Annotated in this window: 17 protein-coding genes, 5 tRNA genes and 7 pseudogenes; 11 read left to right on the top strand and 18 right to left on the bottom strand. The window is 45.4% G+C overall.

From position 1 onward, the window contains the following. Positions 1-95: 95 nt before the first annotated feature. The gene (locus EIP93_RS14360; protein ID WP_125232889.1) at positions 96-3,614 is read right to left on the bottom strand and encodes an AAA domain-containing protein; all 3,519 of its coding nucleotides are present in this window, start codon (positions 3,612-3,614) and stop codon (positions 96-98) included. 237 nt (positions 3,615-3,851) lie between these two features. Then, a pseudogene (locus EIP93_RS14365) lies at positions 3,852-4,695 on the bottom strand (IS5 family transposase). A gap of 216 nt (positions 4,696-4,911) precedes the next feature. On the opposite strand from EIP93_RS14365, the gene EIP93_RS14370 reads away from it, so the two are divergent. Both EIP93_RS14370 and EIP93_RS14375 read left to right on the top strand, forming a co-directional pair. Then, on the top strand, positions 4,912-5,049 hold the full coding sequence (locus EIP93_RS14370) for a type I restriction-modification system subunit M N-terminal domain-containing protein (protein WP_125232890.1): 138 nt from the start codon (positions 4,912-4,914) through the stop codon (positions 5,047-5,049). Positions 5,050-5,166: 117 nt separating this feature from the next. Continuing rightward, positions 5,167-5,469 (top strand): annotated as a pseudogene (locus tag EIP93_RS14375) (transposase); the annotation flags it as partial. Between the two features lie 57 nt (positions 5,470-5,526). Here EIP93_RS14375 and EIP93_RS14380 read toward each other — a convergent pair. The 8 genes from EIP93_RS14380 to uvrY form a co-directional block, all read right to left on the bottom strand. Beyond that, positions 5,527-6,567, bottom strand: coding sequence for a DUF4917 family protein (locus tag EIP93_RS14380; RefSeq protein ID WP_125232891.1), 1,041 nt, complete (start codon positions 6,565-6,567; stop codon positions 5,527-5,529). 222 nt (positions 6,568-6,789) lie between these two features. Beyond that, positions 6,790-8,040: a tyrosine-type recombinase/integrase gene (locus EIP93_RS14385; RefSeq protein WP_125232892.1), complete on the bottom strand. Its 1,251-nt coding sequence runs from the start codon at positions 8,038-8,040 to the stop codon at positions 6,790-6,792. Positions 8,041-8,243: 203 nt separating this feature from the next. Next, a tRNA-Leu gene (locus EIP93_RS14390) sits at positions 8,244-8,330 on the bottom strand. An 8-nt stretch (positions 8,331-8,338) separates the two neighbouring features. Beyond that, positions 8,339-8,412, bottom strand: a tRNA-Cys gene (locus EIP93_RS14395). A 51-nt stretch (positions 8,413-8,463) separates the two neighbouring features. Beyond that, a tRNA-Gly gene (locus EIP93_RS14400) sits at positions 8,464-8,539 on the bottom strand. A 139-nt stretch (positions 8,540-8,678) separates the two neighbouring features. Further along, entirely contained in the window at positions 8,679-9,227 is a 549-nt protein-coding gene (gene pgsA, locus EIP93_RS14405; RefSeq protein ID WP_010279374.1) for a CDP-diacylglycerol--glycerol-3-phosphate 3-phosphatidyltransferase, read from the bottom strand. A gap of 58 nt (positions 9,228-9,285) precedes the next feature. Then, positions 9,286-11,118: an excinuclease ABC subunit UvrC gene (gene uvrC, locus EIP93_RS14410; RefSeq protein WP_103860321.1), complete on the bottom strand. Its 1,833-nt coding sequence runs from the start codon at positions 11,116-11,118 to the stop codon at positions 9,286-9,288. Next, on the bottom strand, positions 11,111-11,767 hold the full coding sequence (gene uvrY / locus EIP93_RS14415) for a UvrY/SirA/GacA family response regulator transcription factor (protein WP_010279369.1): 657 nt from the start codon (positions 11,765-11,767) through the stop codon (positions 11,111-11,113). Before uvrY ends, uvrC begins: the two co-directional genes overlap by 8 nt. A 644-nt stretch (positions 11,768-12,411) precedes the next feature. Here uvrY and EIP93_RS14420 point away from each other — a divergent pair. Beyond that, positions 12,412-12,636, top strand: a complete 225-nt coding sequence (locus EIP93_RS14420; protein WP_010279363.1) for a DUF2594 family protein — start codon at positions 12,412-12,414, stop codon at positions 12,634-12,636. 93 nt (positions 12,637-12,729) lie between these two features. Here EIP93_RS14420 and EIP93_RS14425 read toward each other — a convergent pair whose 3' ends face one another. From EIP93_RS14425 to EIP93_RS14435, 3 genes are all read right to left on the bottom strand, one after another. Continuing rightward, entirely contained in the window at positions 12,730-13,017 is a 288-nt protein-coding gene (locus tag EIP93_RS14425) for a basic helix-loop-helix domain-containing protein (RefSeq protein WP_010308281.1), read from the bottom strand. A gap of 463 nt (positions 13,018-13,480) precedes the next feature. Then, positions 13,481-13,556, bottom strand: a tRNA-Lys gene (locus EIP93_RS14430). Positions 13,557-13,813: 257 nt separating this feature from the next. Further along, positions 13,814-14,923 (bottom strand): ISAs1 family transposase, encoded by a 1,110-nt coding sequence (locus EIP93_RS14435; RefSeq protein ID WP_025919286.1) that lies wholly within the window; start codon positions 14,921-14,923, stop codon positions 13,814-13,816. Positions 14,924-15,117: 194 nt separating this feature from the next. Here EIP93_RS14435 and cycA point away from each other — a divergent pair. Beyond that, positions 15,118-16,529, top strand: a pseudogene (gene cycA / locus EIP93_RS14440) (D-serine/D-alanine/glycine transporter). Between the two features lie 176 nt (positions 16,530-16,705). Here the strand turns inward: cycA and iraP are convergent. Continuing rightward, complete coding sequence (gene iraP, locus EIP93_RS14445; RefSeq protein WP_010308275.1) at positions 16,706-16,972, bottom strand: anti-adapter protein IraP; 267 nt, start codon at positions 16,970-16,972, stop codon at positions 16,706-16,708. 391 nt (positions 16,973-17,363) lie between these two features. Then, positions 17,364-17,633: pseudogene (locus tag EIP93_RS14450) on the bottom strand (LysR family transcriptional regulator); the annotation flags it as partial. A 379-nt stretch (positions 17,634-18,012) separates the two neighbouring features. Here EIP93_RS14450 and EIP93_RS14455 point away from each other — a divergent pair. From EIP93_RS14455 to EIP93_RS22930, 4 genes and pseudogenes are all read left to right on the top strand, one after another. After that, positions 18,013-18,088, top strand: a tRNA-Asn gene (locus EIP93_RS14455). Between the two features lie 173 nt (positions 18,089-18,261). Beyond that, positions 18,262-19,514: pseudogene (locus tag EIP93_RS14460) on the top strand (tyrosine-type recombinase/integrase). A 126-nt stretch (positions 19,515-19,640) separates the two neighbouring features. Then, a protein-coding gene (locus tag EIP93_RS14465; RefSeq protein ID WP_125232893.1) for an IS3-like element ISRaq1 family transposase occupies positions 19,641-20,761 on the top strand; the annotation gives its coding sequence in 2 pieces (ribosomal slippage) (positions 19,641-19,899 and positions 19,899-20,761; 1,122 coding nt in all). 30 nt (positions 20,762-20,791) lie between these two features. Continuing rightward, positions 20,792-20,978 (top strand): annotated as a pseudogene (locus EIP93_RS22930) (IS66 family transposase); the annotation flags it as partial. Between the two features lie 117 nt (positions 20,979-21,095). Here EIP93_RS22930 and EIP93_RS23030 read toward each other — a convergent pair. From EIP93_RS23030 to EIP93_RS14480, 3 genes are read right to left on the bottom strand one after another with little or no spacing between them, the layout of a single operon-like run. Beyond that, positions 21,096-21,533 carry a hypothetical protein gene (locus tag EIP93_RS23030; RefSeq protein WP_103971237.1) on the bottom strand — a complete coding sequence of 146 codons (438 nt, stop codon included), beginning with the start codon at positions 21,531-21,533 and terminating at the stop codon, positions 21,096-21,098. Positions 21,534-21,582: 49 nt separating this feature from the next. Further along, positions 21,583-22,971 (bottom strand): sensor histidine kinase, encoded by a 1,389-nt coding sequence (locus EIP93_RS14475; RefSeq protein WP_125232894.1) that lies wholly within the window; start codon positions 22,969-22,971, stop codon positions 21,583-21,585. Next, a complete protein-coding gene (locus EIP93_RS14480; protein WP_103862084.1) occupies positions 22,971-23,648 on the bottom strand; it encodes a response regulator in 678 nt (225 codons plus the stop codon). Before EIP93_RS14480 ends, EIP93_RS14475 begins: the two co-directional genes overlap by 1 nt. Before the next feature lie 205 nt (positions 23,649-23,853). Here EIP93_RS14480 and EIP93_RS14490 point away from each other — a divergent pair, with 205 nt between their 5' ends. The 3 genes and pseudogenes from EIP93_RS14490 to EIP93_RS14505 all read left to right on the top strand — a co-directional run. Continuing rightward, positions 23,854-24,690, top strand: a complete 837-nt coding sequence (locus tag EIP93_RS14490) for a MipA/OmpV family protein (RefSeq protein WP_125232895.1) — start codon at positions 23,854-23,856, stop codon at positions 24,688-24,690. Positions 24,691-26,214: 1,524 nt separating this feature from the next. Next, a complete protein-coding gene (locus tag EIP93_RS14500; RefSeq protein WP_109225870.1) occupies positions 26,215-26,409 on the top strand; it encodes an AlpA family transcriptional regulator in 195 nt (64 codons plus the stop codon). 16 nt (positions 26,410-26,425) lie between these two features. Next, a pseudogene (locus tag EIP93_RS14505) lies at positions 26,426-26,810 on the top strand (DUF2857 domain-containing protein); the annotation flags it as partial. Positions 26,811-26,930 lie beyond the last annotated feature (120 nt).

The following is a 26,930-nucleotide window of genomic DNA, read 5'->3' on the forward strand; positions in this document are numbered from 1 at the left end:
TCGAAATCGAAAGGCTAGGACCTGTGTCATTCATTTTTCTGAACAGATGACTGGAATGACACAGAACCTTAATTCTCTAAAATGATGATCCTGAATTAGAATTCACGTTGCTCCAAACTGTTATATATAGTTTTAATTTCACCTTTTAAGTTTTTGCCACGATATACCATTGATGTATCGTATCGCTTAAACTTCTCATCCCTGGCCGCACTGAACCAGTTAAACGACCCTATGCACAACAGCCCTTCGTCACCAATCACAATTTTACTGTGAACACGATTGACAAGCTTCATCACGATGCCCATCTCATTGAGTTTTTCCATAGCATCATTTAAGCGCCGCTGTTTCTCTTTACGCTTTTCATAATCGGCATCCTCGGTATTAAAACTTTTGTCCGTTACCACAATAATGTCGATACCACGAGCGCGTGCCTGGGCCATCGATGCAAGAAAACCGGTTTGTTCCAACTTTTGCCAAGTTAGCCAAGGAGAAACAATGGTAATACTCTTACCGATAGCGTCAAAAGTCTGGTTCAGAAACGCATCATGCTGCTCAACACCATGCAAGGTAGAGATCTGCGTTTGCGCTGTACTAAGATCCTGGCGTTCTTTGTACTCAAACTGCAAGGCATTGCTGGTGGACGCAAACAGGTATTTTGCCAGCAACCCTCTCGGCGAAGAGCCTGGCTGGATCTCAAATAGGTCCATATCACCAAAAACCAGGAAACTATCTTTAGCACGAGAAACTGCGACGTTCAGCACGCTGCTGTCGCTGTCGATAAATCCACCATCTTCATGCTTCGAATAGACCGGAGAGAAAAGTACAATTGCCCTTTCCGCCCCCTGCAATGAATGAACAGTACCCACTGTCAGCGAATGTTCATCACCATTACAATTAATATCCAGCTTACGTAATGACGATTTAATCGTGCTGACCTGCGCCGAAAATGGCGTCACAACTCCGACTAATTGATGTAAGGGCTTATCGTAATAGCGCTCAATTTCTTCTTTGTGATCCGCAAGCCATGCTGCTATCGTCTCAGCTTCAAAGGTGTTATAACGACTTCCACCGTTGGCCTGCATACCTTTACCATCAATATGCAAATAGCCCATTGACGGAAATATCGTCCCTTTTTCTTCCCCTCGTTTGGGTTGCAACTTACCGTGGTAGCAGAGGATATTACAGAAATCAATGATGTTATCGAAGCAACGACGGTGTTCGTACAGGTACATTCCCCGCGCCAGGTGCGAATCGTACTGGTAGCGCGAGTTAAACTGTGCAACCTTCATGGCACTGCCAGATGCAGCACTTTTTCCTGAGTCACACATCAGTACATAAGCTTCAGCGAGTTCCTCTTGCGTACTACCTCCAGGAAGGAGGTTCTCCTCAACCATATTGCCAATATCAATTCCTGGCAGGCTGTTCCAGATAGGCGCAATCTGTTCTGTATCGCCAATCACTAATGCTTTTTTTGCCAGTGCGAAGGATGCTGCTGCAACCTCAGGTAGCACCTGCCCCGCTTCATCGACGATCAGCAAATCGGCGAAGTTATATAAATAGCTATCATCGAACTTCTTCCCACCGACATGTTCCCTGATGAGCATATGATGAGGGAGCATAAAGCAGGTCATCACTACACAAGGGGTGAGCTTCATTCTACGCAGCCAGCGGGCTTTAATTGCTTTCGCCCCTCTGAGACCTTTTTCTTTTTGAAGATTATCGATGGCCGCCATATCCATCAGCCACCGACCTTCCCAGTAATGCGTCGCCAGCAAAAACGCAGGGAAACGGATCTGTGTATCGGCAAGCTCATCGGCCTCTCTCAGACTCAGCTCCGCCTCACCTACGTTCCCCAGCGAATGGGTAATCTCCCGCCATCGTATGGATGCTTCGCTTTCACATCGGGAAATGCCCTCAGCAAGATCAATTTGCTGCTGGAACTCAGCCTGCTCTTTAAGCGCTTGTGCAATCAGGCCATCGATAAAGGCATCAATTCCATCAGGCAGAGAGTCCTGGAATGCTGTCATTCTTGCGCCAAACGTAGCCTCCAAAAACAGCTTCATTTGATAGTGACGCTTAGTACGAACAGCGGGGAGCCAGGAGAATAGTGCAAACATGATCGACTCACCGGCTCGATATTGCTGCCACTGTTTTTTGCCCTGCGTTAATAGGGATATTTCATTTGTGCTATTGAGCAGTAACGTTCTTTTATCCTGAATATACTGGTTAAGATCGTCGCTGATGGCACGCCGCTCCTGACGGATTGCTGTTAGCCTGTCCCACGCAGGCTCGATTTGCTCAAGCTCTGTAAAGAGTTCAACTAAGCGCTTATGCAAGAGATCCAAAACGTGTTCAGGGGAACGACATTCCTCAATCGGAAAAGCCGCCCTTGCCTTTTCAAGGAAGAAGAACTGTGCATCTTCTATATATTCAAGGGATTCAACACGGTTAAAAAAGTCTTCCGTCTGGTATTTTTTTACTGCCTCGGCCCTTCGGCCCGAAGAAGGGAAGTAAGCACCAAAGCTTTTCACATCAGGTAGCCAACGCCCCGCCATGGGCCCGGTGCCAGTAGCAAAATCTTTACCGAAGGCCTCGATAATGTTGGTAACGGCCTGATTGTTGGTTGATGTCGCAATCACCACTGGCGGCTCGGTTTTGTTAAGCGCCGCCCTCGCCCACTCGGTAGCAATGATTGAGAGAACCAGAGTCGTTTTCCCGGTTCCCGGAGGACCGTTTACGGCAAGAATATCGCCCGGCTGCTGAGTGAGATAATGGCTAAGAGCATCGCGCTGTGCGACAGCCAGGGGGAATTTATCGCCAGAATGCCCCAGATGCTCACTGAACATGACATTACTGGCAAGGAGCGGCTCAATAGGAGGCTTCTCTTTTGATGCAAAGCGCGCCAGTAATGGAACCTCTTTTTTGCACGACAGCAGATGATCGTACATAGGCAAGATATGAATGCTTGCACCACCAAGCTGTTTGGCTTTAATAACATAGCCATATCTAGCCGGTTCATATTGCTCTGGTGAATCTAGCCATTTCCCGGCCACACTTTTTAAAAGTGCATTTGTCTCTTTAAGGTATTTCTGCCACAACTGCTTATAGCGAGCATGGCGCTCCGCCCGTTGTTCGTCTGTTTCCTCATGCTGTTCACCTTCATCAGCAGGACCAAAAGTGACTGAATCATTGGTGGTTTTGTATTTGTCATATTCCTCCATTTCACCAATAGAAAAGGTACCTTTGGGGAGCGGTTCAAGCAGATCACGGGGGATGGTGGCAGGAGATGTGGGGAACAAAAAGCCTTCACGGTTCAATAGTGCAGAAGTAACAAGAGGCGTAACTATACCTGGTGCGCCCGCCGTGCGTTCCTTGTCATGCTTTAACTGGCGGATCCATACCTGCGGCCGTAACAGCACCTCGACGGTCTTAATCTGATCGTCTTCGCCATCGAAAAATAATGGCACGATCTCTTCACTCAACCTTCCCTGATCGATATTCATCCATTGAGTGAATGACTCTTCATCTTTACGCTCAAATGCCCCTTTTCCAGACTCAGCATCAGCTAAGGTATTACGCCAGTATGAAGTGAATCCCTGAGTGTTACTGTCCATTCCCCATCCTGTGACTTAATGAAATTATTGATTTCGCTGATATAAAATTCTCCATGATTAAACATTGTCCACGATGCGAGTGCGATCGCAAGAATTTGTTTGTGCTGGGAGGAACATAAAATTGTCCATTGCCCTGAAGCTGTTAAAACAACCGAGGCAGAAGCCATTTATTATGGTGATACAACATGAATATCAAGCTGTCCGCTAACACCATCTTTCCATACTAGGCTGTGTCCCTTAATTGCATAACTTCTTGTAAAAGAGCCGGATGCAGCCCAGTTTCACCATCGACAGATAATTTCTCGCCGTTTTATCGTAACGAGTAGCGATGCGACGGTATTCTTTCAAGCGGCCAAAACACCGCTCAACAACGTTGCGATTTCGGTAGGCATCACGGTCGAGTTGTGAACGCCCATCCGATGCCATTTTTCATTAGATTTTCGGGGGATAACCACTTTTATCCCTTTTCGTTTCAGCTCATTGCGAAGTGCATGTCCCGAGTAAGCCTTATCAGCCAGCACCGCATGACCACGACGTTTCATACTGCCGTTCTGACGCTGAACACCAATACCATCCAGCAGGCGTAATGCGAACTGGCTTTCGTGAGCCTGTCCGGGACTCAGTACAATGTTTAACGGCAGACCGCCTGCGTCTGTCGCCAGATGGATTTTGGTGCCAAAACCACCGCGAGAGCGACCCAGCCCATTATCTGCGGTGATATCGATATGTTTTTTTGAGCGCCGGCAGCACATTTCAGCGCGCGGATATTGCTGCTATCCAGCGCCGTGGCAGACCAGTCAACAAGGCCGTTTGCATCAAGTAACGAAAGTAACCTGTTGAAAATAATGTTAATAACACCCGATTTTGACCACCGGTTAAAGCGATTATAAAGCGTTTTCCACGAACCATATCGCTCAGGTAAATCGCGCCAGGGTGCGCCAGAACACAACACCCAGAACATACCGTTAATGATTTTACGATGCTCAGCCCATGGGCGTCCGGCCCGTGGGGATGTGGGTTCAGCAGGCAGCAAGGGCTGGATGATGCTCCATGCTTCATCGGGAAGATCGTATCGGGCCATAGTTCAATGTGTTGTGGGAACAAGTAGTTACTATAGCTCAGGTGATTAAGGGACACAGCCTAGGTTAGGACTGGACTAAGGAGCGTACTTGGTTAAACTGGGGCGACTCGAAACTATCTTTGGCTGCTTGTACGTTTGTGTGAACATACCAGCAGTCATGCAGGCCAAGTTAAGCTCTTCATTTAGATATAAAATGAGCAGTGATTAGGAAGAAAAATGGATCACAGTGTACACAACAAGCTTATCTCTTTTATTTGGAACATTGCCGATGATTGCTTACGCGATGTGTACGTTCGTGGTAAATACCGCGATGTGATTTTACCTATGCCAAAAGGCAAAAGCGCAACGGCCTGAACGCTGGTCTGGCAGAACACGAAACTGGCGTCAGGTAGGCAAGGTAATGCTGAATCCAGAACGGGAAAAACAGGCAGCCTAAATCAACCGGGGGTGCCAACTACCTTGACACTTACCGAATACCCCCAAATCAGCAAAAGCTGGCGTGCGCACTGGGAAAATCTCAACACGTTCTTTGGCTACCCGCCGGATATCCGCAAGGCTATCTACACCACCAATGCCATCGAGTCGCTGAACAGTGTGATTAGGCAGGCGATAAAGAAACGTAAGGCGTTCCCGACAGATGATTCGGTACGTAAAGTGATTTATCTGGCGATACAGTCGGCCTCGAAAAAATGGAGTATGCCGATCCAGAACTGGCGGCTGGCAATGAGCCGTTTTATTATCGAGTTCGGTGACCGCCTGAGCGATCACCTTTAATACGGTGGCAATTACACAGAATTATGGACAGGCTCGAAATACGTTACAGCATTTCAATTAAACGCCCCAAACATTGACTGTTTTTGCATCAAAAATTTTCACTTTCGCGTGGAATTTTGATTGTATTGAACGAATATGTTCCTCATCATTATCAGAATAAACCCCAATATAAACACTCCATAATTTTGGTGGGATTTTATTTTGAGCATGAGTGGCTTTGTTGATCGCTTCAATGATATGCTCATCATATTCACCAAAGTTAAAACCAAAAGTAATCAAAGAGCCATCTAATGATGATAATTTATCAAAACAATGTGATAGATATCTATTGTGCCTAATATGACTAAGTTTTTCATCTCCATTCCCGGCCGTTACAAAGATTGGATAACTTCCTCTATCAAGTCTTTTTTTAATCTTCTCTAATAGAAAATTACTTTGATCATATTGTTCCTTCTCAATATCAACCCCAGAGTCAAAAATATGTAAAGCACCATGTAAATAATGAACATTCTGGTTCTCTATATTTGGCCCCCAAACAAGATCAGAATACTCTGGCGTTTCTCCACGAAGCACCTCATCAAGATTTTCAATCTCTCGACCAAAGCCATCGATAGCATTTTCGACATGATTTCGCATAAGAGCCCAATATAATAACATATCATAATTCGTAGAGAAAATATGCCCACCGCTTTTAATAAATAAATTTAAGAATTCAGCACAAGCAATTATCTTTTTCTCTGGAATTTTATATACATGCTCGGGATGAAGTTGGTGTATCGAGTTTAGCAAGCCGTCTTTCAATTTTTTGCTTGCTAAAATAATATCACCCTGCAACTTATCATCAGAGCCAAAAGCCTTTAATAAGGCTAATGTTGTGTCTAATTGCTGCATTACTAATTCAAAATTTTTAGTTTTTATCACATCAAAAAGTTTATTTATTAATTCATCATCTCTTGACGTCAAAAAATTGTAGAGGGCATTATATGAAAAGATCTTATTATCATAGGCCATACTAAAACCATTCCCCATAAGTAGGGAATATGGCCGGGACTGCTTATGTAAATACGTAATCACTTCATCAAAACTCATCATTTCCATTTAACTCCTAATTTCTTAAAAATATTTATACTTAGATGTATTCATTACGAACCAGAACACTAAGACTAAAGAGATAATGAGAAAATATCTGTAAATTTCATCACAGTTATAGGGATAAACCACTTTCAATGATTAATACATGTTTGATAAAACTAAATAATAAAATACGCACAACTAAAAATGCCGAGATAAATCGTCAAAACTATCTCAGCATTTATAATGCTACTTTTTAGCGAAGTCAAATGGACTCACCATTTTCTCCCGATTCGCATCCAGAAAATCCGCCCACCACTGCAACATCAGTTTACGTTCGTCCAGATGCTCCGCTTTATGAATGTACGCAGCGCGAACACCGTTACGTTCCTGGTGACTCATCTGCCGCTCTACCGCATCTCTAGACCACAACCCTGACTCAATTAACGAACTACAGGCCATGGTGCGAAAGCCGTGACCGCACACTTCCGTTTTAGTGTTGTAGCACATAGTTTGCAGCGCTTTGTTTACCGTTCCCTCACTGATAGGTTTTCGTGATGAGTGATCGCCAATGAAAACCAGCTCACAATGCCCGCTCACCTCCCTGATCTTTTTAAGGATATCCAGTGCCTGACGGCTTAGGGGCACAAGGTGTGGCGTGTGCATTTTTGAACCGCGTTCGGAGAATTTCACTCCTGGGATTGGTTCACGTTCTGGGGGAATCGTCCACAAAGCACGCTCGAAGTCGATTTCCGGCCAGCGGGCAAAACGGAGTTCGCTGGAACGAATGAAAATCAGTAGGGAGAGGTTAATAACCCACTTGGTAAATTCACGACCTTTGTAACCGTCAATCCGGCCAAGAAGTTCAGGCAAGCGTTCAAGCTCTAATGCCGGGCGATGTTCAACTTTGCCTGGCATAATTGCCCCTGCCATATCTTGCGCCGGGTTATAGTCAATCAGGCCGTTTTGTACGGCATAGGTCATAATGGCAGTCACGCGTTGTTTTAGGCGTTTAGCCACTTCTAAGCGTCCAGAGCGTTCGACGCTTTTAATCGGTGTCAGCAAGTCGCGTGTTTTCAGATCTGAGATGTGTTTGCTACCGATAGCGGGGAAAATATTGTCGCTGAGACTTTTCAGGATACGTTCAGCATGGGATTCCGACCACTTCTTATTATCAGTATGCCAAGCGCGAGCCACAGCCTCGAAGGTTTGCTCATCATCTTGTTGTTGCGTTTTGACTGCTTTTTTATGCTCGTTGGGATCAACGCCAGCAGCAATAAGTTTTCGTGCCTCATCGCGTTTCTGACGCGCTTCAGAAAGGGAAACCTCCGGGTAAACACCTAGCGCCAGCGTCTTTTCTTTGCCATCCGAACGATAGCGTAAGCGCCAATATTTGGACCCGTTGGTATGAACCAGAAGAAACATACCGTTTCCATCGGTAAGTTTATAAGGCTTCTCTTCCGGTTTTGCTGAACGTACCTTGATGTCCGTGAGTGCCATAATGCTTTTCCTTCAATAAATGCGTTATTGAGGGTACAAGGATTTACCATACTGAAGTATACCCGCAATTGTACCCGCACAAGCAAGTTGATGTCAGTTGAATTGTATTGACGTAGGAAGAGTATGGAATGAAGGGAAAGCCAGTAAAATCGTGGGTTTTAGGCAAAAAAATAGACGTCGGTTGACGTCTATTGATTTATCAATGGTGCCCGGGGCGGGACTTGAACCCGCACAGCGCGAACGCCGAGGGATTTTAAATCCCTTGTGTCTACCGATTTCACCACCCGGGCTTAAATATTGGAGGCGCGTTCCGGAGTCGAACCGGACTAGACGGATTTGCAATCCGCTACATAACCGCTTTGTTAACGCGCCAAAATATTCAGGTCTTAGTGACCAACATCCGCAACTGCCGATGTTTTAAATTGGAGCGGGAAACGAGACTCGAACTCGCGACCCCGACCTTGGCAAGGTCGTGCTCTACCAACTGAGCTATTCCCGCAACACAGAACTCGCTGATTCTCTTAACTTCTTACAAACCAGCGTTGCTGTTGATGCGGTGCATTCTACTGACATGACGCAGTGAGTCAATAAAATTATCAAGCAACCGCGTTCGTTTGCTGGTTTTTACGGCGCTTCGATCAAGGTTCAAGCAGATCGTGTCGAGCTGCGTTCAAATATTGAAACATGGACCAGAAAGTCAGCACAGCCGCGATGTACAACGCCACAACACCAACGCCTTCAACAATGCGTTCCGGGCGCCATAGCAAAGCAAAAAGCGCCATCATCTGGGCCGTGGTTTTAACCTTCCCTATCCACGACACGGCAACGCTACTTCTCTTGCCAATTTCAGCCATCCACTCTCGCAATGCCGAAATAATGATTTCTCGCGCGATCATTGTCGCTGCAGGCAGCGTAATCCACCAAGAATGATAGTATTCCGCAACCAGCACCAGCGCGACAGCCACCATCACTTTATCCGCAACAGGATCGAGGAAGGCACCAAAACGCGTGGTCTGTTTCCAGCGGCGGGCAAGGAAACCATCAAACCAATCCGTCACGGCAGCAAACACGAAAATCAACGCGCAGAGCAGTGGTGCCCAGACGAATGGAAGATAAAACGCCAGCACGAAAAACGGAATAAGAGCAACACGAAACAGGGTAAGCAACGTCGGTATATTAAATTGCATAGCGCTTAGGTAACTATCTGGCTGGAGTGGATACTAAGAGTATGTTGCAACATTGTCCCTAGTGTTTCAATGCATGGAAGATTTTTTCTGCCAATGCATGCGAAATTCCTGGAACATTTGCAATCTCCTCAATACTGGCATTCATCAAAGGTTGCAGCCCTCCCATGTATTTCAGCAGGGTTTGACGACGTTTAGGGCCGACACCTTCGATAAGCTCCAGCGTACTGGTATTTCTTACTTTTGCTCTCTTCTTACGATGCCCGCCAATTGCATGATCATGCGAATCATCGCGAATATGCTGGATAACGTGCAATGCGGGAGAATCAGGCGGTAGTGCCATACCCTCGCCCGTCGACTCAAAAAACAGCGTTTCCAGTCCGGCTTTACGATCGCTGCCTTTCGCGACACCAAGTAACAGCGGCTTGTTTTTATCCCATGATACTTGCAACGAGTCAAACACGGCTTGAGCCTGACCGAGCTGCCCTTTCCCGCCATCGATAACAATGACATCCGGTATTTTGCTGTCATCCAGCGCTTTACCATACCGACGTCGGAGGACTTGCGCCATGGCGGCATAATCATCGCCTGGCGTAATGCCACTGATATTATAGCGGCGATATTCCGAACGTAACGGGCCGTTGGCATCAAATACTACGCAGGATGCCACAGTCTGTTCCCCCATAGTATGACTGATGTCAAAACACTCCATTCGGTGGATTTCTGGCAACTGCAAGACGTTAGCTAACGCAGCCAAGCGCTGGTGAATGGTGGACTGTTGAGACAGTTTTGTGACCAGCGCCGTGGCAGCATTTGTCCGCGCTAATTTTAAATAGCGAGCACGATCGCCACGGGGTTTGGTTTGAATCTGTACTTTTCTTCCCGCGACCGTTGTCAGAGATTCCGTCAGCAAATCTTTATCGGGCAGAGTGAAATCAAGCAGAATTTCTGTAGGAAGCGTTCGGCCTAAGCTTCCTTGCAAATAGAATTGCCCGACAAACGTCTGCACGACTTCCCCCAATTCCGTACCGCCAGGTACTTTGGGGAAATAGCTGCGGCTGCCAAGCACTTTCCCCTGTCGGATGAACAGGACATAAACGCAGGCCATGCCAGCATCAAAAGCAACACTGATAACATCCAGATCGTCACCGTCACCGGAAACAAATTGTTTTTCCGTCACCCGCCGGACCGCCTGGATCTGATCGCGAATCCGGGCTGCATCTTCAAAATGCAGATCGCGACTAGCCGCTTCCATCCGGGAAATGAGTTGATTCAATACTTGCTGATCTTTGCCAGACAAAAACAGGCGAACATAGTCAACCTGCTGTTGATAATCCTCTTCGCTCACCAAACCGCTAACGCAAGGCCCGAGGCAGCGGCCAATTTGATATTGCAGGCAGGGGCGAGAGCGATTGCGATAGACGCTATTTTCACACTGGCGCACCGGAAACAGTTTTTGCAGCAATATTAGGGTTTCACGTACGGCATTGCCGTTAGGAAACGGGCCGAAATATTCGCCTTTTGCATGCTTAGCGCCGCGGTGAACAGCCAGACGTGGATGAGCATCACCGCTCAGGAAAATCATGGGATAGGATTTATCGTCGCGCAACAAGACGTTATAACGCGGCTGATAAAGCTTGATGTAGTTGTGTTCCAGCAGTAAAGCTTCAGTTTCTGTGTGCGTGATCGTGACATCAATATGCTTGATGCTTTTGACTAATGCCTCGGTTTTACGGCTGGCGACATGACTGCGGAAATAACTGGCAAGTCGTTTTTTTAAGTCTTTTGCCTTACCGACGTAGATGACCGTATTACTGGCGTCATACATCCGGTAGACACCGGGCTGGCTCGTTACCGTTTTTAAAAATGCCGACGCATCGAAACTCTCACTCACTACTTAACAATGTCTCCGCGGTAAAAAGCCCATGCTTGATAGCCAGATGGGTCAGCTCTACGTCGCCGTTGATATTCAGCTTGCTGAACATACGGTAGCGATAGCTGTTCACTGTTTTAGGGCTAAGATTGAGCTGATCTGAAATTTCAGTCACTTTCTGTCCCTTCGTTATCATTAGCATAATCTGTAATTCGCGTTCAGACAAACACTCAAGCGGCGCATCCGTCTGCGGCTCCAACTGACTTAATGCCATCTGTTGAGCAATATCAGAAGCAATATACCGTTTCCCTGCATGTACTGCGCGAATGGCGGAGATCACTTCCTGAGGGGCAGCAGCTTTACTCACATATCCCGCGGCACCGGCCTGCATCACTTTAGCGGGCAACGGATTCTCAGTATAAATAGTGAGCATGATGACTTTTATATCTGGCGTAAAACGCAGGATCTTGCGCGTTGCTTCAAGCCCACCGATGCCCGGCATGCTCATGTCCATCAGGACAACGTCCACATCATTGCTTCGGCACCACTTAACTGCATCTTCACCGCAGCATGCCTCACCAACCACTTTCAGACCTTTGATATCGTCAAGAATGCGTCGTATCCCTGCCCGCACCAGTTCATGGTCATCAACAAGAAAAACGCTAATCAAAGAATAATTCTCCAAAAAAGGGAGTAACACTTACATAAAAAATTGCTTGCAGGTGATACTACGTTGGTTTCAAAAAATAATGAACACAGATTTATATGAATATCTATTTTAAAATATGCCGAGAAGGAATAAAGCGCATTCCCGATCATAACAATATATCGTTAACCTGATGGTGAATGTTGATCACACTCTTAACATTTCAAATACGCCACGCAGTATAAACACTCCGCTGGCACAAAATGTATAAAAAACAATGCAAATCAAATGGCATGCAATTGGCTTTACATCTTGAATGTCAATAAAAAGTCACTATTGTAATCAGGATAGTGATTGGAAATTTTATCATCGTCAGCCACTGTATTATACAAATAATATATTCAGTGAAAAACGTCCATAGTGAACATCATATGTATTAAACGAAACACATCTATAGCCTTTACCACAAAAAAACATCTAAAATATAGACGCTATTTTAATAAGTTAAATGCATAAAAAACAGTCACTAAAATGGCTTTATCCGCGAATAATATCAATCCACAATATGCTTTATGTTATACTCCCGTCCATCTGGTTCTGTCTGTAGCGTCAGCGGTAACGCCCGCAGCAGGCGAAGGAAAACATCTTTTTCTTGTTGAGGAGAAAACATGAGCAACGCAGATTTTTCTACTGCCGCATCCGCTGAAACGCTGGCCCATGAGGTTACCTGCCTGAAGGCTATGGTTACGCTATTATTAAAAGCAATCGGCCAGGCGGATGCCGGTAAAGTTATCATCAATATGGAAAGATATATTGCCCAATTGGAAGATGCCGAGCAAGCCGCTGTCTTTGATAACACGATTAAGCAAATCAAAACCAGCTACCGTAAATAGCACTATTTGCTACACCGCCATCTTAATAATTTGATCTGGCGGTGTAGCGATATTTAGCATTGCCTTCCTGATTTAAAAAATAGAGACGCCCGTCTATTTATTTCCAATACTGATGAGTTTCAAAAGCAGTGCCTCTTCTTTCTTTTTATATTGCGTTAATTCCATCACCAACGCTTTATCCAAGAACTGTTTTCTGGAAAGTGCTTTCCTTTCATCAACCAGTTCCCTCAGCTCGGTGAAGCATTCATTTATTTTGTACTCTTTTGAACTTTCCGTACAAATTATCTCATGGATTGCCTGGCTCAGTTCAGACAATGAGATAACCGATTTTGGATCCTGGTGACTTTTTTCTATGACAGCCAGTAATTTTTCGAATCCCATATGAACCTCCGAAATCAAGCAGAAACTTGCTTATGGCTAACCAGGAAACTCCAGCTACCTCTTAACGCTGCCCCCAGTGGATATGAACACAGCCTTGTGTAAACAACTCGTAACATCATAAACGATCTGTCAACGATTCCCTCTGTTAAGCATAGCACTTTCTCGCAACTCTTCAGAAGGCATGAGGCACATTCTCACCAGGCAGAGTGATAGCTTTCAGCGATATCATCACCCCTTTTATATCTTCATCTGGCGTTAAAGCATTATATGAATAAAATATTTCCGAAACAGTCACATCTATTAAGCAAGGGAAATTGTGATAAAAATGAGATGAATAAAAAAGAGGGTATAGATTAACGCAGAATAATACGGTTAACGTTAAGAGTGGATATAATTAAAAAAATTAACTAAAGAAAAAAAACAATAACAAATTGAAATAAAATCCATAAGCTATTGAAATTGTTGGTGGGTCGTGCAGGGTTCGAACCTGCGACCAATTGATTAAGAGTCAACTGCTCTACCAACTGAGCTAACGACCCAACGGTGAGGATTATTCTCCTCCCAGGCGTGCCTGTCAAACACTTCATATTAATTTTTTATGTGTGATAATAGAATTGTTAGCAATTGGTAATTTTGCTAATCTGTTCAGCCTATTTATCTCTGCCTCTCACCAATTTATATCCTCTTCATTTTAGGGTAAAAAACATACAGCATCACGTTACATCATTATCTGCCCTCTTTATGCTTGGCTATCTCAGACATCCGCTGTAATAAGTCAGGGCCGGAGCATACTTTGTTAATGACATTTAACATTCGCAAAAATCATTAACTCCCGATAGTCATCATCCAATAGTGCACGTTGCACTTTGCTTTTCATACTCCGGTTTTGTGTGCTCTCCATCTTTGCCAGATTGAGCGCCATCTTTCTGACTAATGACAAGACTTTTGTACCATTCTCATCGTGAATACGGCAAGCATCTTCTTTATAAACAACATCTAATACCCAGTGCAGACTGTTCTCTATGCCCCAGTGATGACGGACCGATGTCGCCATAAACTCTGCATCAATATCGTAAGATGACAGATAAAATGCCGTATCCAGCGTATTCGATTTTTTGTCTTTACGGTGTCTTTCAACCGCGACCAGTGTTTTTATTGAAGGCCATTTCTCCTGTAACTCCGGGCTCAACTCTGCCGGTATTTGAAAAGTAATACGGCGCTCCATTCGGCCATGCCCTTTATCCTGCATTTCATATTGTGCTAACGCGGTATTATCGTTAAACGCCTCATGGAATTGCGCTTTCACTGCATTAAACAATGTCGGCTGATTTCCTTTGACTTGTACAAGGTAATGACCTTTTCTCGCCACAATGCTTTCAAGCGTTTCTTTTTGTGCATGTAACGCATCAAGCGTTATCAGTGCATCCTTGATGTTAAGCATGCAAACAAGATTCTGTACTGTTTTGATTTCTTTTCCTTTTCCCTCGGCCATATCCTGATAAAGCGCAATGCCATTATTCAGGTCATAAGCATTAACAGAGTGAAAATCGTTACGACTCCACAGAGAGGCACTTTTCAGCGTCTTTCCATCAATCGCAATGAGTGGCTTGCTTGATTTGGCGCGAATGTCATTAATCCAGCTAAAAATACAGAACTGAAAGCTGTCGGGATCGACGGCTTTCATTATTCTGGCAATAGTATGACGCCGTGGTATGCCATTGGAAAATAATCGAAATTTTCTTAACCAGTCGAGGCGTAGTTCACCAAACTGTTGAATTTCAGCCCACCCATTTTGTCCACTGGCGACCGCAGCGAGAACAAGAAATAGGACATCAACAAGATGATGTTGTTGATTAATAGGAGAACGAGTTTCCTCTACCAGAGAGAGGTGGTCAAAAAGTGTCATATCAAGACCTCAAAAAGTTATTCTACTTTGAGATCAGTCTATTAGAGAATAGTTCAATTTTTTAACAAAGTGTGATCCGGCCCTGTGTAATAAGTACTGCGGTTGCGCTATCTTATTCGTTTCGATTTTCGCAAATGAGAGCCGCCAAAGAGCTCAAAAAAACATCACAGACAGAAACAGGAAAGTGTACTTACATGGTCGAACAATCAAAAGAAGCCGCAGACCTTGCCCCCGAACAAGGAGAGGGACTGCAACGGAATCTGACTAATCGTCATATTCAGCTCATCGCCATCGGCGGAGCGATCGGTACTGGGTTATTCATGGGCTCGGGCAAAACAATCAGCATGGCTGGTCCTTCGATCATCTTCGTTTATATGATCATTGGCTTTATGCTGTTTTTTGTCATGCGTGCAATGGGAGAACTATTACTCTCCAACCTCAACTATAAATCATTCAGCGATTTCGCTGCTGATCTACTTGGGCCATGGGCGGGTTTCTTTACCGGCTGGACTTACTGGTTCTGCTGGGTCGTAACCGGGATCGCCGATGTCGTAGCCATTAGTGCCTACTCGCAGTTCTGGTTCCCTGATTTATCGCAGTGGGTCTCTTCCCTGCTTTGCGTTCTACTATTACTGACGCTAAATCTGGCAACCGTGAAGCTGTTTGGCGAAATGGAATTCTGGTTCGCGATGATCAAAATTGTCGCTATCGTTGCGTTAATCGTGGTCGGTGTCGCGCTGGTGATGAGCAATTCTCTTCCCCATCAGGAAACGTCGCCTCCTTTACCAACCTCTGGAATGACGGTGGCATGTTCCCTAAAGGGATAAGCGGGTTCTTTGCCGGATTCCAGATCGCCGTATTCGCATTCGTCGGCATAGAACTGGTGGGTACAACGGCTGCTGAAACTAAAAATCCGAAAGTCGTACTGCCCCGCGCCATTAACGCCATTCCAATTCGCATCATCATGTTTTATGTTTTTGCGTTAATCATGATTATGTCCGTCACACCGTGGGGTGCAATTACTGCGGATCGCAGTCCTTTCGTGGAAATGTTTGTACTGGTTGGCCTACCTGCGGCGGCCAGCATGATCAACTTTGTCGTCCTGACGTCTGCGGCATCCTCAGCTAATAGCGGCGTATTTTCCACCAGCCGCATGCTCTTTGGTCTGGCGAAACAAGGCGATGCACCGAAAAGTTTCGGTATGCTCTCTAAACGCGCGGTTCCTTCGACTGGGTTGATGTTTTCCTGCATTTGTCTGCTATCGGGTGTGGTGTTGATCTACCTGATTCCGAACGTGATGATAGTCTTTACGCTGGTGACCACCGTCTCCGCAATTTTATTCATGTTCATCTGGAGCATCATCCTGTGCTCTTACCTGACATACCGTAAAAAACGCCCTCAGCTACATGCCGAGTCATCCTATAAAATGCCGTTAGGTATTTTTATGTGCTGGATATGCTTAGCCTTTTTCGCTTTTGTTATTGTACTGTTAACATTACAGCCAGATACACGGCAGGCGCTTATTGTCACGCCGCTGTGGTTTATTGTTCTGGCTATTGCTTATCAGTTTATTCGTCGGAAAAAGCAGGCTGTTGATGTGAAGTAGAAGTAAAAAATATAAACGCAAGAAAGGCGCGGACAACGTCGGTGCCTTCAATTTTTTTCAGCAAAATCACGCATAGCACAAGTATTCTCTATTATTGGATATAAACAATTCTCAATTGTATATAAGAAAATTAATATGCGAACAATTAATGTCGTCACCATTGATATATAAGAAAGTTATTCCCGTAATGGGACGGTTGTGATTCGATTGATATTTTTTGCTAATAGTTCGAGAGCTAAGTAATTATGTTCATCCTTCCGCTGTGAAGCATCAGCAACTACACCTTCTATCTTTCTATTTAACTCATTGATTTTACTGTCATCAAGTGTTGAAACAATAGCAGAAATCAGCATCTCTAACGATTCAATCTTCGCGTTAAGCGCTTTTTCTCCAACTTCTTTTTCTGCCAGCTTTATTAAAAGATGAGAGAGAATATTATTCATTTGAACTCCTTAATCAAAAAAATAACCGTCATACACCCATAGGCAACACCTGTTCTTGGTGCACAGGATTAGAGAAAACATAACGAAGATTAATGTAACACTGTGAATGGCCTGACCGCTAGTGTCTATTACCATTTTAAGGAAATCATATTCACACGGCAGCAATAAAATGAAGTTGCAGATAAATAAACCAAATAAATAAAAAAACTAAAAACCCATTTTATTTTTAAGAGTGAAAATCCTTGTTTTGAGGAAGATCGATAATGCTATGAATGTGATGGTCTTCACAAAAAAATAAGAAAGAACACCATTTTGATAGAACATCTGACAACAAAGTCTAATGAGTAGCCAGCCATCGGGAAATGGCTGGCTCTATGGCTAACGCTTACGCACTCATTGATTGCCGTGCGCCACTCACCGCATCTTTTGCCTGTTCGCACTGTGACAATATCGTCTGTGCATGAGAATAAAGAATTTTCCCCGCTTCGGTGGGCGTAACACCACGCCGACTCCGTACCAACAGCTGTTTTTCGAGTTCACTCTCCAGCGTCGCGACCTGCTGGCTCAGCGCCGGTTGTGCAATATGCAACAACTCAGCAGCCTGTGTCAGGCTACCGATATCAACGATTTTCACAAAATACTTGAGCCGTCTAAGATTCATGTCTGCCTCCTGAGTAGTTACCCTAAAGAGGTAGCAAAAAGCGCGCCATATTATGTCCCTATGTCTAAGAAAAAGTGATACCTCATTGATAAGCCACAGGTAAAATAAGGAAAAGCAATGATTCTGCTAACCAAAACACCTGATTTTGTCTAGGAATCCCGTCATCAAACCAATGCCAACCTGCACCATATTAAAGCAACCCCTGCTATTTTAGAGTGCAAATCTACCCGTTAATCAGCGCATTTCATTGCTTTCCAGTGCTCAACTTGAGCAATAATTTCAATATGTTGGTTATTAGTTCGGCAATCAAACGCACTAGGCGATAACAGCCTTTGACAACCCGAAACGCTCCCGCTATTATCCATCGCACTTAACCGATTCCTCTGTAGTTCAGTCGGTAGAACGGCGGACTGTTAATCCGTATGTCACTGGTTCGAGTCCAGTCAGAGGAGCCAAATTTAGAAAATCCCGCTTAAGGAAACTTAAGCGGGATTTTTGTTTTTATCATTTTATTCAATGCCTTCACGTGAAAAGTATTTCCGATGCACATTCCGTTTCCCCTCTGCATCGGGAGAATTTGGTGGTCAGATTTGGGGTCAAGTTGGTTCGATGACGGAGTGACCCCCAAATGTCTCTTAACGACTCAAAAATCCGCAACTTAAAACCATCCGTAAAAACCTTCAAAATTTCCGATTCTCACGGTCTGTACCTTTTAGTTAACCCAGGCGGTTCACGTCTCTGGTATCTCAAATATCGTATCAATAGAAAAGAATCCCGCCTCAGCTTAGGTGCCTACCCTGATGTATCTCTAGCCGACGCTCGTCAACAGCGTGACGGTATTCGAAAATTACTGGCGCAGAATATCAACCCAGCACAACAGCGCTCCGCTGAACGAACCACTGCCTCACCAGAAAAAACCTTCAAGACCGTGGCATTGAGCTGGCATAAAAGTAACAGAACTTGGTCAGAGAACCATGCCGCCCGTCTGCTTGCCAGCATGAACAATCACATCTTTCCAATAATTGGACACCTGCCTATCACAGAGCTGAAAACTCGTCATTTCATCGACCTGCTGAAAGGTATTGAGAAAAAAGGTTTGCTGGAAGTGGCGGCACGTACCCGACAGCATATGTGCAACATCATGCGTCATGCCGTGCATCAGGAGTTGATAGAGCACAACCCGGCGGCAAATCTGGACGGTATAATCGCCCCGCCCGTTAAACACCACTACCCTGCCCTTCCGCTGGAGAAACTACCGGAACTGTTGACTCGCATTGAGGACTACAAGCAAGGGCGAGAATTAACCCGTTTGGCAGTATCACTTACTCTGCACCTTTTCATTCGTTCCAGCGAATTGCGCTTTGCCCGTTGGTCTGAGATCGATTTCAGAAACAAAATCTGGACCATTCCTGCCACCCGCGAGGCTATCCCCGGTGTGCGTTATTCCGGGCGTGGTGCCAAAATGTGCACGCCGCATATCGTTCCCCTCTCCCGTCAGTCCATCACTATTCTGAAACAGATACGGGAAATCTCTGGGCATCAGGAACTCATATTTCCCGGTGATCATAATCCGTATAAACCCATGTGCGAAAACACGGTCAACAAAGCGCTGCGCTTGATGGGTATGACACGAAAGATGAAATTTGCGGTCACGGATTCCGGGCAATGGCCTGTAGTGCGCTGATGGAGTCTGGACTGTGGGCACAGGATGCGGTTGAACGGCAGATGAGCCATCAAGAACGCAATAGCGTTCGAGCGGCTTACATCCATAAAGCAGAGTATCTCGATGCCCGTAAAGCGATGATGCAATGGTGGTCAAATTATCTGGATACGTGCAGGGAAGCCTATGTGCCACCGTATATCTGGGGAGTAAGGGGATAACAACATCGCGGGAAATGCTCTGCGTCTGGTGAATCTGGGGCAAAAAAACTAGCTGTGACCTGCTCCCCGTTGATTAATACACCACGATGTTAGTAATGTCTTCATAAGCCACATGAGGACATCCCCATGAAGAAGCGTTTTTCCGACGAACAGATCATCAGTATCCTCCGCGAGGCTGAAGCCGGGGTTTCTGCCCGTGAGCTCTGCCGTAAGCACGCCATTTCCGACGCCACCTTTTACACCTGGCGTAAGAAGTATGGCGGTATGGAGGTGCCCGAGGTTAAGCGCCTGAAGTCGCTTGAGGAAGAGAACGCCAGGCTCAAGAAGCTGCTTGCCGAAGCCATGCTGGATAAGGAGGCGCTTCAGGTGGCTCTGGGGCGAAAGTACTGACGACAGACCAGAAGCGGGAAGCCGTGATGTTGATGTGTGATGCGACCGGTCTGTCGCAACGTCGTGCCTGCAGGCTTACAGGTTTGTCCCTGTCGACCTGCCGTTATGATGCTCAGCGTCCGGCTGCTGATGCACATTTATCAGGGCGTATTACTGAGCTGGCGCTTGAACGCAGACGTTTTGGTTATCGGCGTATCTGGCAGTTGCTGAGTAGGGAGGGCCTTCACGTCAATCACAAGCGGGTATACCGTATTTACCACCTTAATGGACTGAGCGTAAAACGCAGACGACGCCGTAAAGGGCTGGCGACCGAACGGTTTCCGCTTCTTCGCCCGGATGCGCCGAACCTTACATGGTCGATGGATTTCGTTATGGACGCACTGGTCAACGGTCGCAGGATCAAGTGCCTGACCTGTGTGGATGATTTCACGAAGGAGTGTCTGACGATCACCGCTGCTTTCGGTATTTCAGGCGTTCAGGTCACGCGTATTCTGGACAGCATCGCGTTGTTTCGGGGCTATCCGGCGACAATAAGAACCGATCAGGGCCCGGAATTTACCTGCCGCGCGCTCGATCAATGGGCCTTTGAGCATGGTGTGGAACTACGGCTTATCCAGCCAGGTAAGCCAACGCAGAACGGATTTATTGAGAGTTTTAACGGACGCTTTCGCGATGAGTGTCTGAACGAACACTGGTTCAGCGATATCGTTCACGCCAGGAAAACCATTAACGACTGGAGGCAGGATTATAACGAGTGTCGTCCACATTCGGCACTGAATTATCTGACGCCATCAGAGTTTGCAGCACGGTGGCGAAATGGAAAATGTGAAGGTAAACAAACCGACATTACTAACTGACGGTTGTATCTAATCCTGGGGGCAGGTCAGCTGTTCTACGGCTCCGATCTCGGAGGTGAGAGAGGAGCGATGTTGTACAGACTGATAGGCAGTTGTCGACTGGACGGGTATAGATTCGGGGCACTACCTGCGCCATGTGCTGAATGACATCGCCGACTGGCTGGTGAGTTGTGACAAGGAACTGCTGGCATGGCGGGTAAAGCTATCTACGGAATAACCCTTTCAACACGGCTGTACACTTATAAATAATCAAGTTAAGCGTGGAAAAAATTCCACTTCAGTGTAATTGCTAATTTTCAGGCTGGAATGCTTGGTCGTATGGCTAAGTATTATATTAACAGGCTCTATCGCCGTCAGCCCATCGCTTGATATCACTTATATTTGGCGACCTGATGCCTGTACTCAAGATATTCTTAGTTGTATACAGACTAATCTTAGCTTTGTCGCCACCATGGTTTTCTATCTCAATTAGCGTGTTGTTGATAAACAATCCCTCTGAAAGAAGCTTTTGATTGATCTCACCTATTTTTCGATCACTGTCGAACTCGCTTAATACAATGACCGGATTTCCTGAATATGACTGATATTCCAGACACTGCCTTGCCATGTGCCTTAGGGTTCGATAAGTATCGGAGGACCCCGTCTTGCTAATGAAACTGCCGTCTAAAGATGATTTGCTGTTTTTTAAATCGCTTACGGTTATGGCACATCCGCTAAGTGATATAGAAAATAATATTGTAGCTAGGGACAAATATTTCAATTTATGCTCCATTATTCTGGTAAATGTCCTACTCAGGTTAGGATCAAAATTGCGTTTTCTTTCAGACGGAATTGTGATTTGGGAAGTCAACAATAACCATGAGCCCGCCTTCTGCAGACGTACTTAGAAAAACACTGCTATTGTGTTGCTGCGCAACCGCTTTGACTATTGCAAGCCCCAACCCACTCCCGCTTTGTATCTGATTGGGATCACGAAAAAATCTGTCGAACACCCGCTCCCTCAATTCAACCCTGATTCCGGGCCCTGCATCTGAGATACGCAATTGAGTGGATTTATCTAATGATCGTACCTCTACCTCAACCCGCCCGCCGTCAGGACTGTACTTCACAGCATTTTCAATTAAGTTGTCGATCAGCGACATCAGGCGTTCCCTGACACCTGTAATCCAGACTTCATCATGAGAGTAGAACTCAAGCTCAATTCTGCTCTCAGCAGCTAGCGGTGCCAACTCAGCCATTCGCTCTTGTATGAGCGTCGTCAACGGCACAGGCTCCATAACAGTGTCAATGCGTGCTTCACTGTGCATCAGCACCAGCAACTGATTGACGAGACGAGCAGCACGGCTATTGCTACGAATAATACCTGCAAGCAATTCCTGTTGACTAAAGTTGCTTACATCGGACTGCAAAGCCTCAACATTGACTCGCATTGCAGCCAGCGGAGTACGCAACTCGTGAGCGGCATCTGCAATGAAAGTCCGTTCCCTTTCAGTGCTTTCTCTTACCCTAGCAAGGAATATATTAATCGCGTCCACTATTTGGCGAAGCTCCTTATGCTTTGGAACTGCTTTTAAGGGAGAAATATCTTCTGGTGTTCGTAAGGAAACTTCATTTGCCACCTTGTTCCAAGGACGCATTGCTATGCGGATTGACAGCCACGCAGGAAACAAAAGAAAGGGAATGCATACCAGCAGTGGTAATATGTAATATCCGCGCGAGTTCAGGTATATGAAGAAGTTCCAGCCTCCAGCAGGAGTCAGCAATGTCACCTCTGTGTCGGAGCTACTAGACTTCAGAGTACGGCTAGTCCAAGTGCGACCATTACTCTGAATATTTTGAATCATCCCATAATCGGTGTTTGTCACGCCTACTGGAGCGCCATCAGATGAATAAATTATCTCTTTATTCTTCCGAACGATTAGGCTGATTGACATTTTTGGGTCTTCACCTCCGCCATAGCCTTCCCGCAATGCCTTGCTGAATTTTTCCAGCACATCGGTTAGATCGTGCGGGCGATCCCCCATACGATCCACCACTGTCAGAATGGTTTCATAGGTTTTGCTGCCTGATAGCATTGGAGGGCTACGTAAGTTATCCCATAAAATGTAGGTCAGAAAAATACACCAAATCAGCGTGAGTAATAGCATCTGGGCGATCATAATTCGCCGTACGAGCGTTGGGATTCTCAGATAATGCCAAAAATTACGCATCAACCTCCCCCCTTCTGAATGGGTACGGTATCAATGACAAACCCCACACCTCTCACCGTTCGCACATAGCCGTCACCGATTTTGCGACGCAAATTTCCCATATGTACATCGAGCGCATTACTCATATTTTCTTTTGCACCGAAGATTCTTTCTTCCAGAAAACTACGAGTCATAACACGGTCAGCACGCAACATTAACGTTTCAAGCAGCGCGTATTCACTTGCCGTCAAATCAACATGCCTTTCGCTCACGGTCACGCGACGAGTCGGCACATGGAGAGATAGCTCTCGGATCTCTATCACCTCATTCTGAAAACCATAACTGCGCCGCACAAGTGCTCTCACCCTGGCCAATAACTCAGCGAGAACAAAAGGTTTGACGAGATAGTCGTCTGCACCAGCATCCAGCCCAGTCAAGCGATCTTGCAGGGTGCCCCGAGCAGTCAGGATGATGACGGGGATCCCCTTGAACTGCTGACGCAGACGCGCCATCAGGCTCATGCCATCACCGTCGGGCAGGCCGAGGTCGAGCAATACAAGCTCTGGCACGCATACATCGAGTTGATGCAGAGCATCCACTTTACGGCGAACCCATATGACATCTAATCCCTGGTCTGTGAGGGCAATACGTACGCCATTGCCGAGATCGATGTCGTCTTCAATTAGGAGAATTTTCACAATAGTTACTTTATCAACAGTGAATGAAGAACGTCTGAAGAAAAAAACGGTATCAGTAAATCTATCAGGTTTGCAGAACGGGGACTTACTTCAGTATTTCTTCATTTTTGGCTCATGAGAACTTCAGGGTCAGCATTCAAACTGAGCAATCTGGCGTTTAAAACCACTTGTATCGTAGTCAGTTGAACCCACAAGGATTTCCTTAATGAGAAAGATCGAACTGAGTCGTAAGTTCCTCCATTCACTCTCGGGGCATACCCTGGGAAAATTGTTGTCAGGATTTGTCCTGGCGTTACTGGCAACCCCAATATTGGCGGCAGAACAGAAACAGGGCAACGAGTTGACCCTAGGAGGAGGAGTAGATGTTGCGCCACGTTATTCTGGTTCGGATGAAAACCGAGTCACGACGGCCCTAGTGATTGATTATTCTATGGTAAATGGTTTCTTCGTCAGCTCCACGCGTGGTATCGGTTACGGTAACAACATCGGCAAATTTGATTACAGCGCTGCGCTGAGTTATCGCGCAGGCCGAAAGGATCGTGACGTGGACAGCGACTCGCTCAGCTACGGCAGCGACTACCTGCGCGGTATGGGTGATGTTAAAGGCTCAGCTATTGGTATGCTTGGCCTAGGATACGAGGTAACCGACTGGCTTAATTTGCAATTGCAGGCTGAGGTGCCGATTTCTCAGCGAAGCAATGGTGAGGCCCTGCATTTCAGCATTGTCAGCCCGCTTTATACGTCATCGAAAAACTCTGTGACGCTGGCGCTGACCAGTAGTTGGGGAACCAGTAAGTACATGCAGACTTACTACGGAGTAAGTGCATCACAGTCGGCCGCATCGGGGTTTACTCGATATGATGCCAAGTCTGGAATTTATGCCTACTCACTGAATATGGACTGGACGCACAAGCTTAATCAAGACTGGGGCGTAGTTGCCGCAGCAGGTTTTACGCAGTTGGCTGGTGATGCACGAAATAGTCCAATTGTTCAACGAAAAACATCGCCCACTGGCAGCCTGAAGGTGACATATAGCTTCTGATCGTTGTTCGACGTGTGCTTCGCTGTAGCTTGTGGCTAGGCACTGTCAATAAATACAAATATTCGCCCCGCCCCAGTTCAGATGATGGGGCGCTACTCAACTCACCACATCGCCTCAATTATGCCATGTCACTCAGCGCTATGTTATTAACTATGCTTAATTGGAGGAGCAACAAATGAATTTAAAACTGACTGGGGAATCGGCTCTAGTAACTCGAGTCCAAACCAGAATTAGTTTTAGCATTTGCGAAAAACTAATCGCGAACTTTGAGTGCTGGATTAGTTTAATCTGGTATTTGTTCTTTTTTCCTACAGCCAGACATGGTCCGGAAACGCCGTCTGAGGTGCTTATCATTCAATAAAATTCAGACATCATAACGTTGTATGCTCACGCACCCTGAAAAAAACTCACTGAACAATTTCGTGATTTTTTGAAAACCCCAATAAAAACGATGGAGTTTATCATATCAAAAAACAAACATTTCCAAGTACAAACTCTAGTTATCCTGACTGGATGACTATAAGCGAAGCAGTTGAAATGACAAATACAAAAGGGCTAGGAATTAAAAAAAATGACATTTACAGACATGCATTACATGGTAGCATTCGTCTTTCCATTTACTTTCAATCACCAATAACATTACGGAAAATACTAAGATCAGACAACAAAGTAAAGCTTATAAAATCAGAACATTCATTAATTTATCGCTTATTTTTTTGATAAAAAATCTTCATCAACGAGTACAGATTTATTATTAGCGCTAGCGGTACATATATAACACCAACACAGAGGATTCTTGACACCCCATTAATTGGATATGAACATATTCATATACAGAAATTACTTGCCTATTCTCTTAAAATCCCTCTACCGATAACAGGAGCCATTGAATTTAATCATGGTATCACAGTAAGTTTACAGGGAGAAATATTTCAACTATTCGAAAGGGTAACATGGAAACAAAGAATAAAAAGACAAATTATGCAACTACCTAAAAGTATTGCACAAGATGTACATAAAGAAATATTTTCTCAGAGAATAAACGATTACTTGGAAAAAGAGTATTTTCCTACTCATGTTCTATCTCGTGATGCCTGTTTTGTCATTAGAAATGCTGAACTTGATAAATTAATTAACATCGTGACCAAGAAAAAAATGGACCCATTATCTTCAACACGAATATCGACACCGCTATCTCGGCTTTTCTAGCTTGCCTGTAAAAACAATGAGTCTATCAGACCATTGATCAGGCAACCTTATAAGCTTCTGTCCATATTTGAACTGTGGGCATCAGCCGAAGGCATGACCGACCGATTCAGCGGCGACACCTTAAAAACAGCGCTTGAACGGGGTTCACCTACGTCCATTTAGGTCCCCAATTAAAATGATGTTACACGCTCCAATCTGAAAACCCGTATTAAGGATCGTGGTGTCCGTAATACGGGCTCTTCTACTTTCACTCCTTCCTTCACTGTGTTTTTTTGTCATCTCCGGGCATATCCCATTTCTGCACTGAAGGTATTTATGACATCTCATCAGTTATTACGTCTGAAACAAGTTGAAGTAAAAACCGGTCTGAAACGCTCACAAATCTACCTGTACATGAAAGAAGGCTCCTTTCCCTCTTCAATAAAGATTGGACCAGCCAGTGTCGCCTGGCTGGAATCTGAAATTGACGAATGGATTAACTCCAAATTAGCTAACCGCTTAACGCGCTGAATGGAGATAACGCATCATGTTTCCCTCACTGAACTATGTGGTGTTAACAAACATTCTTGTCGCGCTAAAAGAAGGCAATTTTCGCTATTGTGAAACTTTAGGATTCACATTTGACGAATTAAATACCCTCAATCTCTTATCACTCGACGAACTGTTTATCGTCAACCGAACATCAGCGCAGTTTATGTCGATCACTGTTCGTCACGACGCTCTAAATCAGATTCTGGCGTTGTCTCGCCAAGAGGCTCAACGCCAGCAACAGATTAATCGGGCCATCAGATTGGGAGGGTCTATTGCACTCTTGAATCACTTTTTTTGGCCTCACCTCGAATGAAGTCTGCGCTCGCCGCCAGTTGCTGGGTATCACCGTCCCTTATGGTCGAAAACCTATCCCAGATGACGGAGTGGCCCCCAAACATCTCTTCTTAGCGACTGTCTATTCACAACACGAAAATCCGCAACGTAAAACCATCCGCCCCCCTTAAAACTGCCCGACTCAACAACCTATGCCTTTAATTTAA

It is taken from the genome of Pectobacterium versatile (assembly GCF_003932035.1).
In the GTDB taxonomy this organism is placed as follows: Bacteria; Pseudomonadota; Gammaproteobacteria; order Enterobacterales; family Enterobacteriaceae; genus Pectobacterium; species Pectobacterium versatile.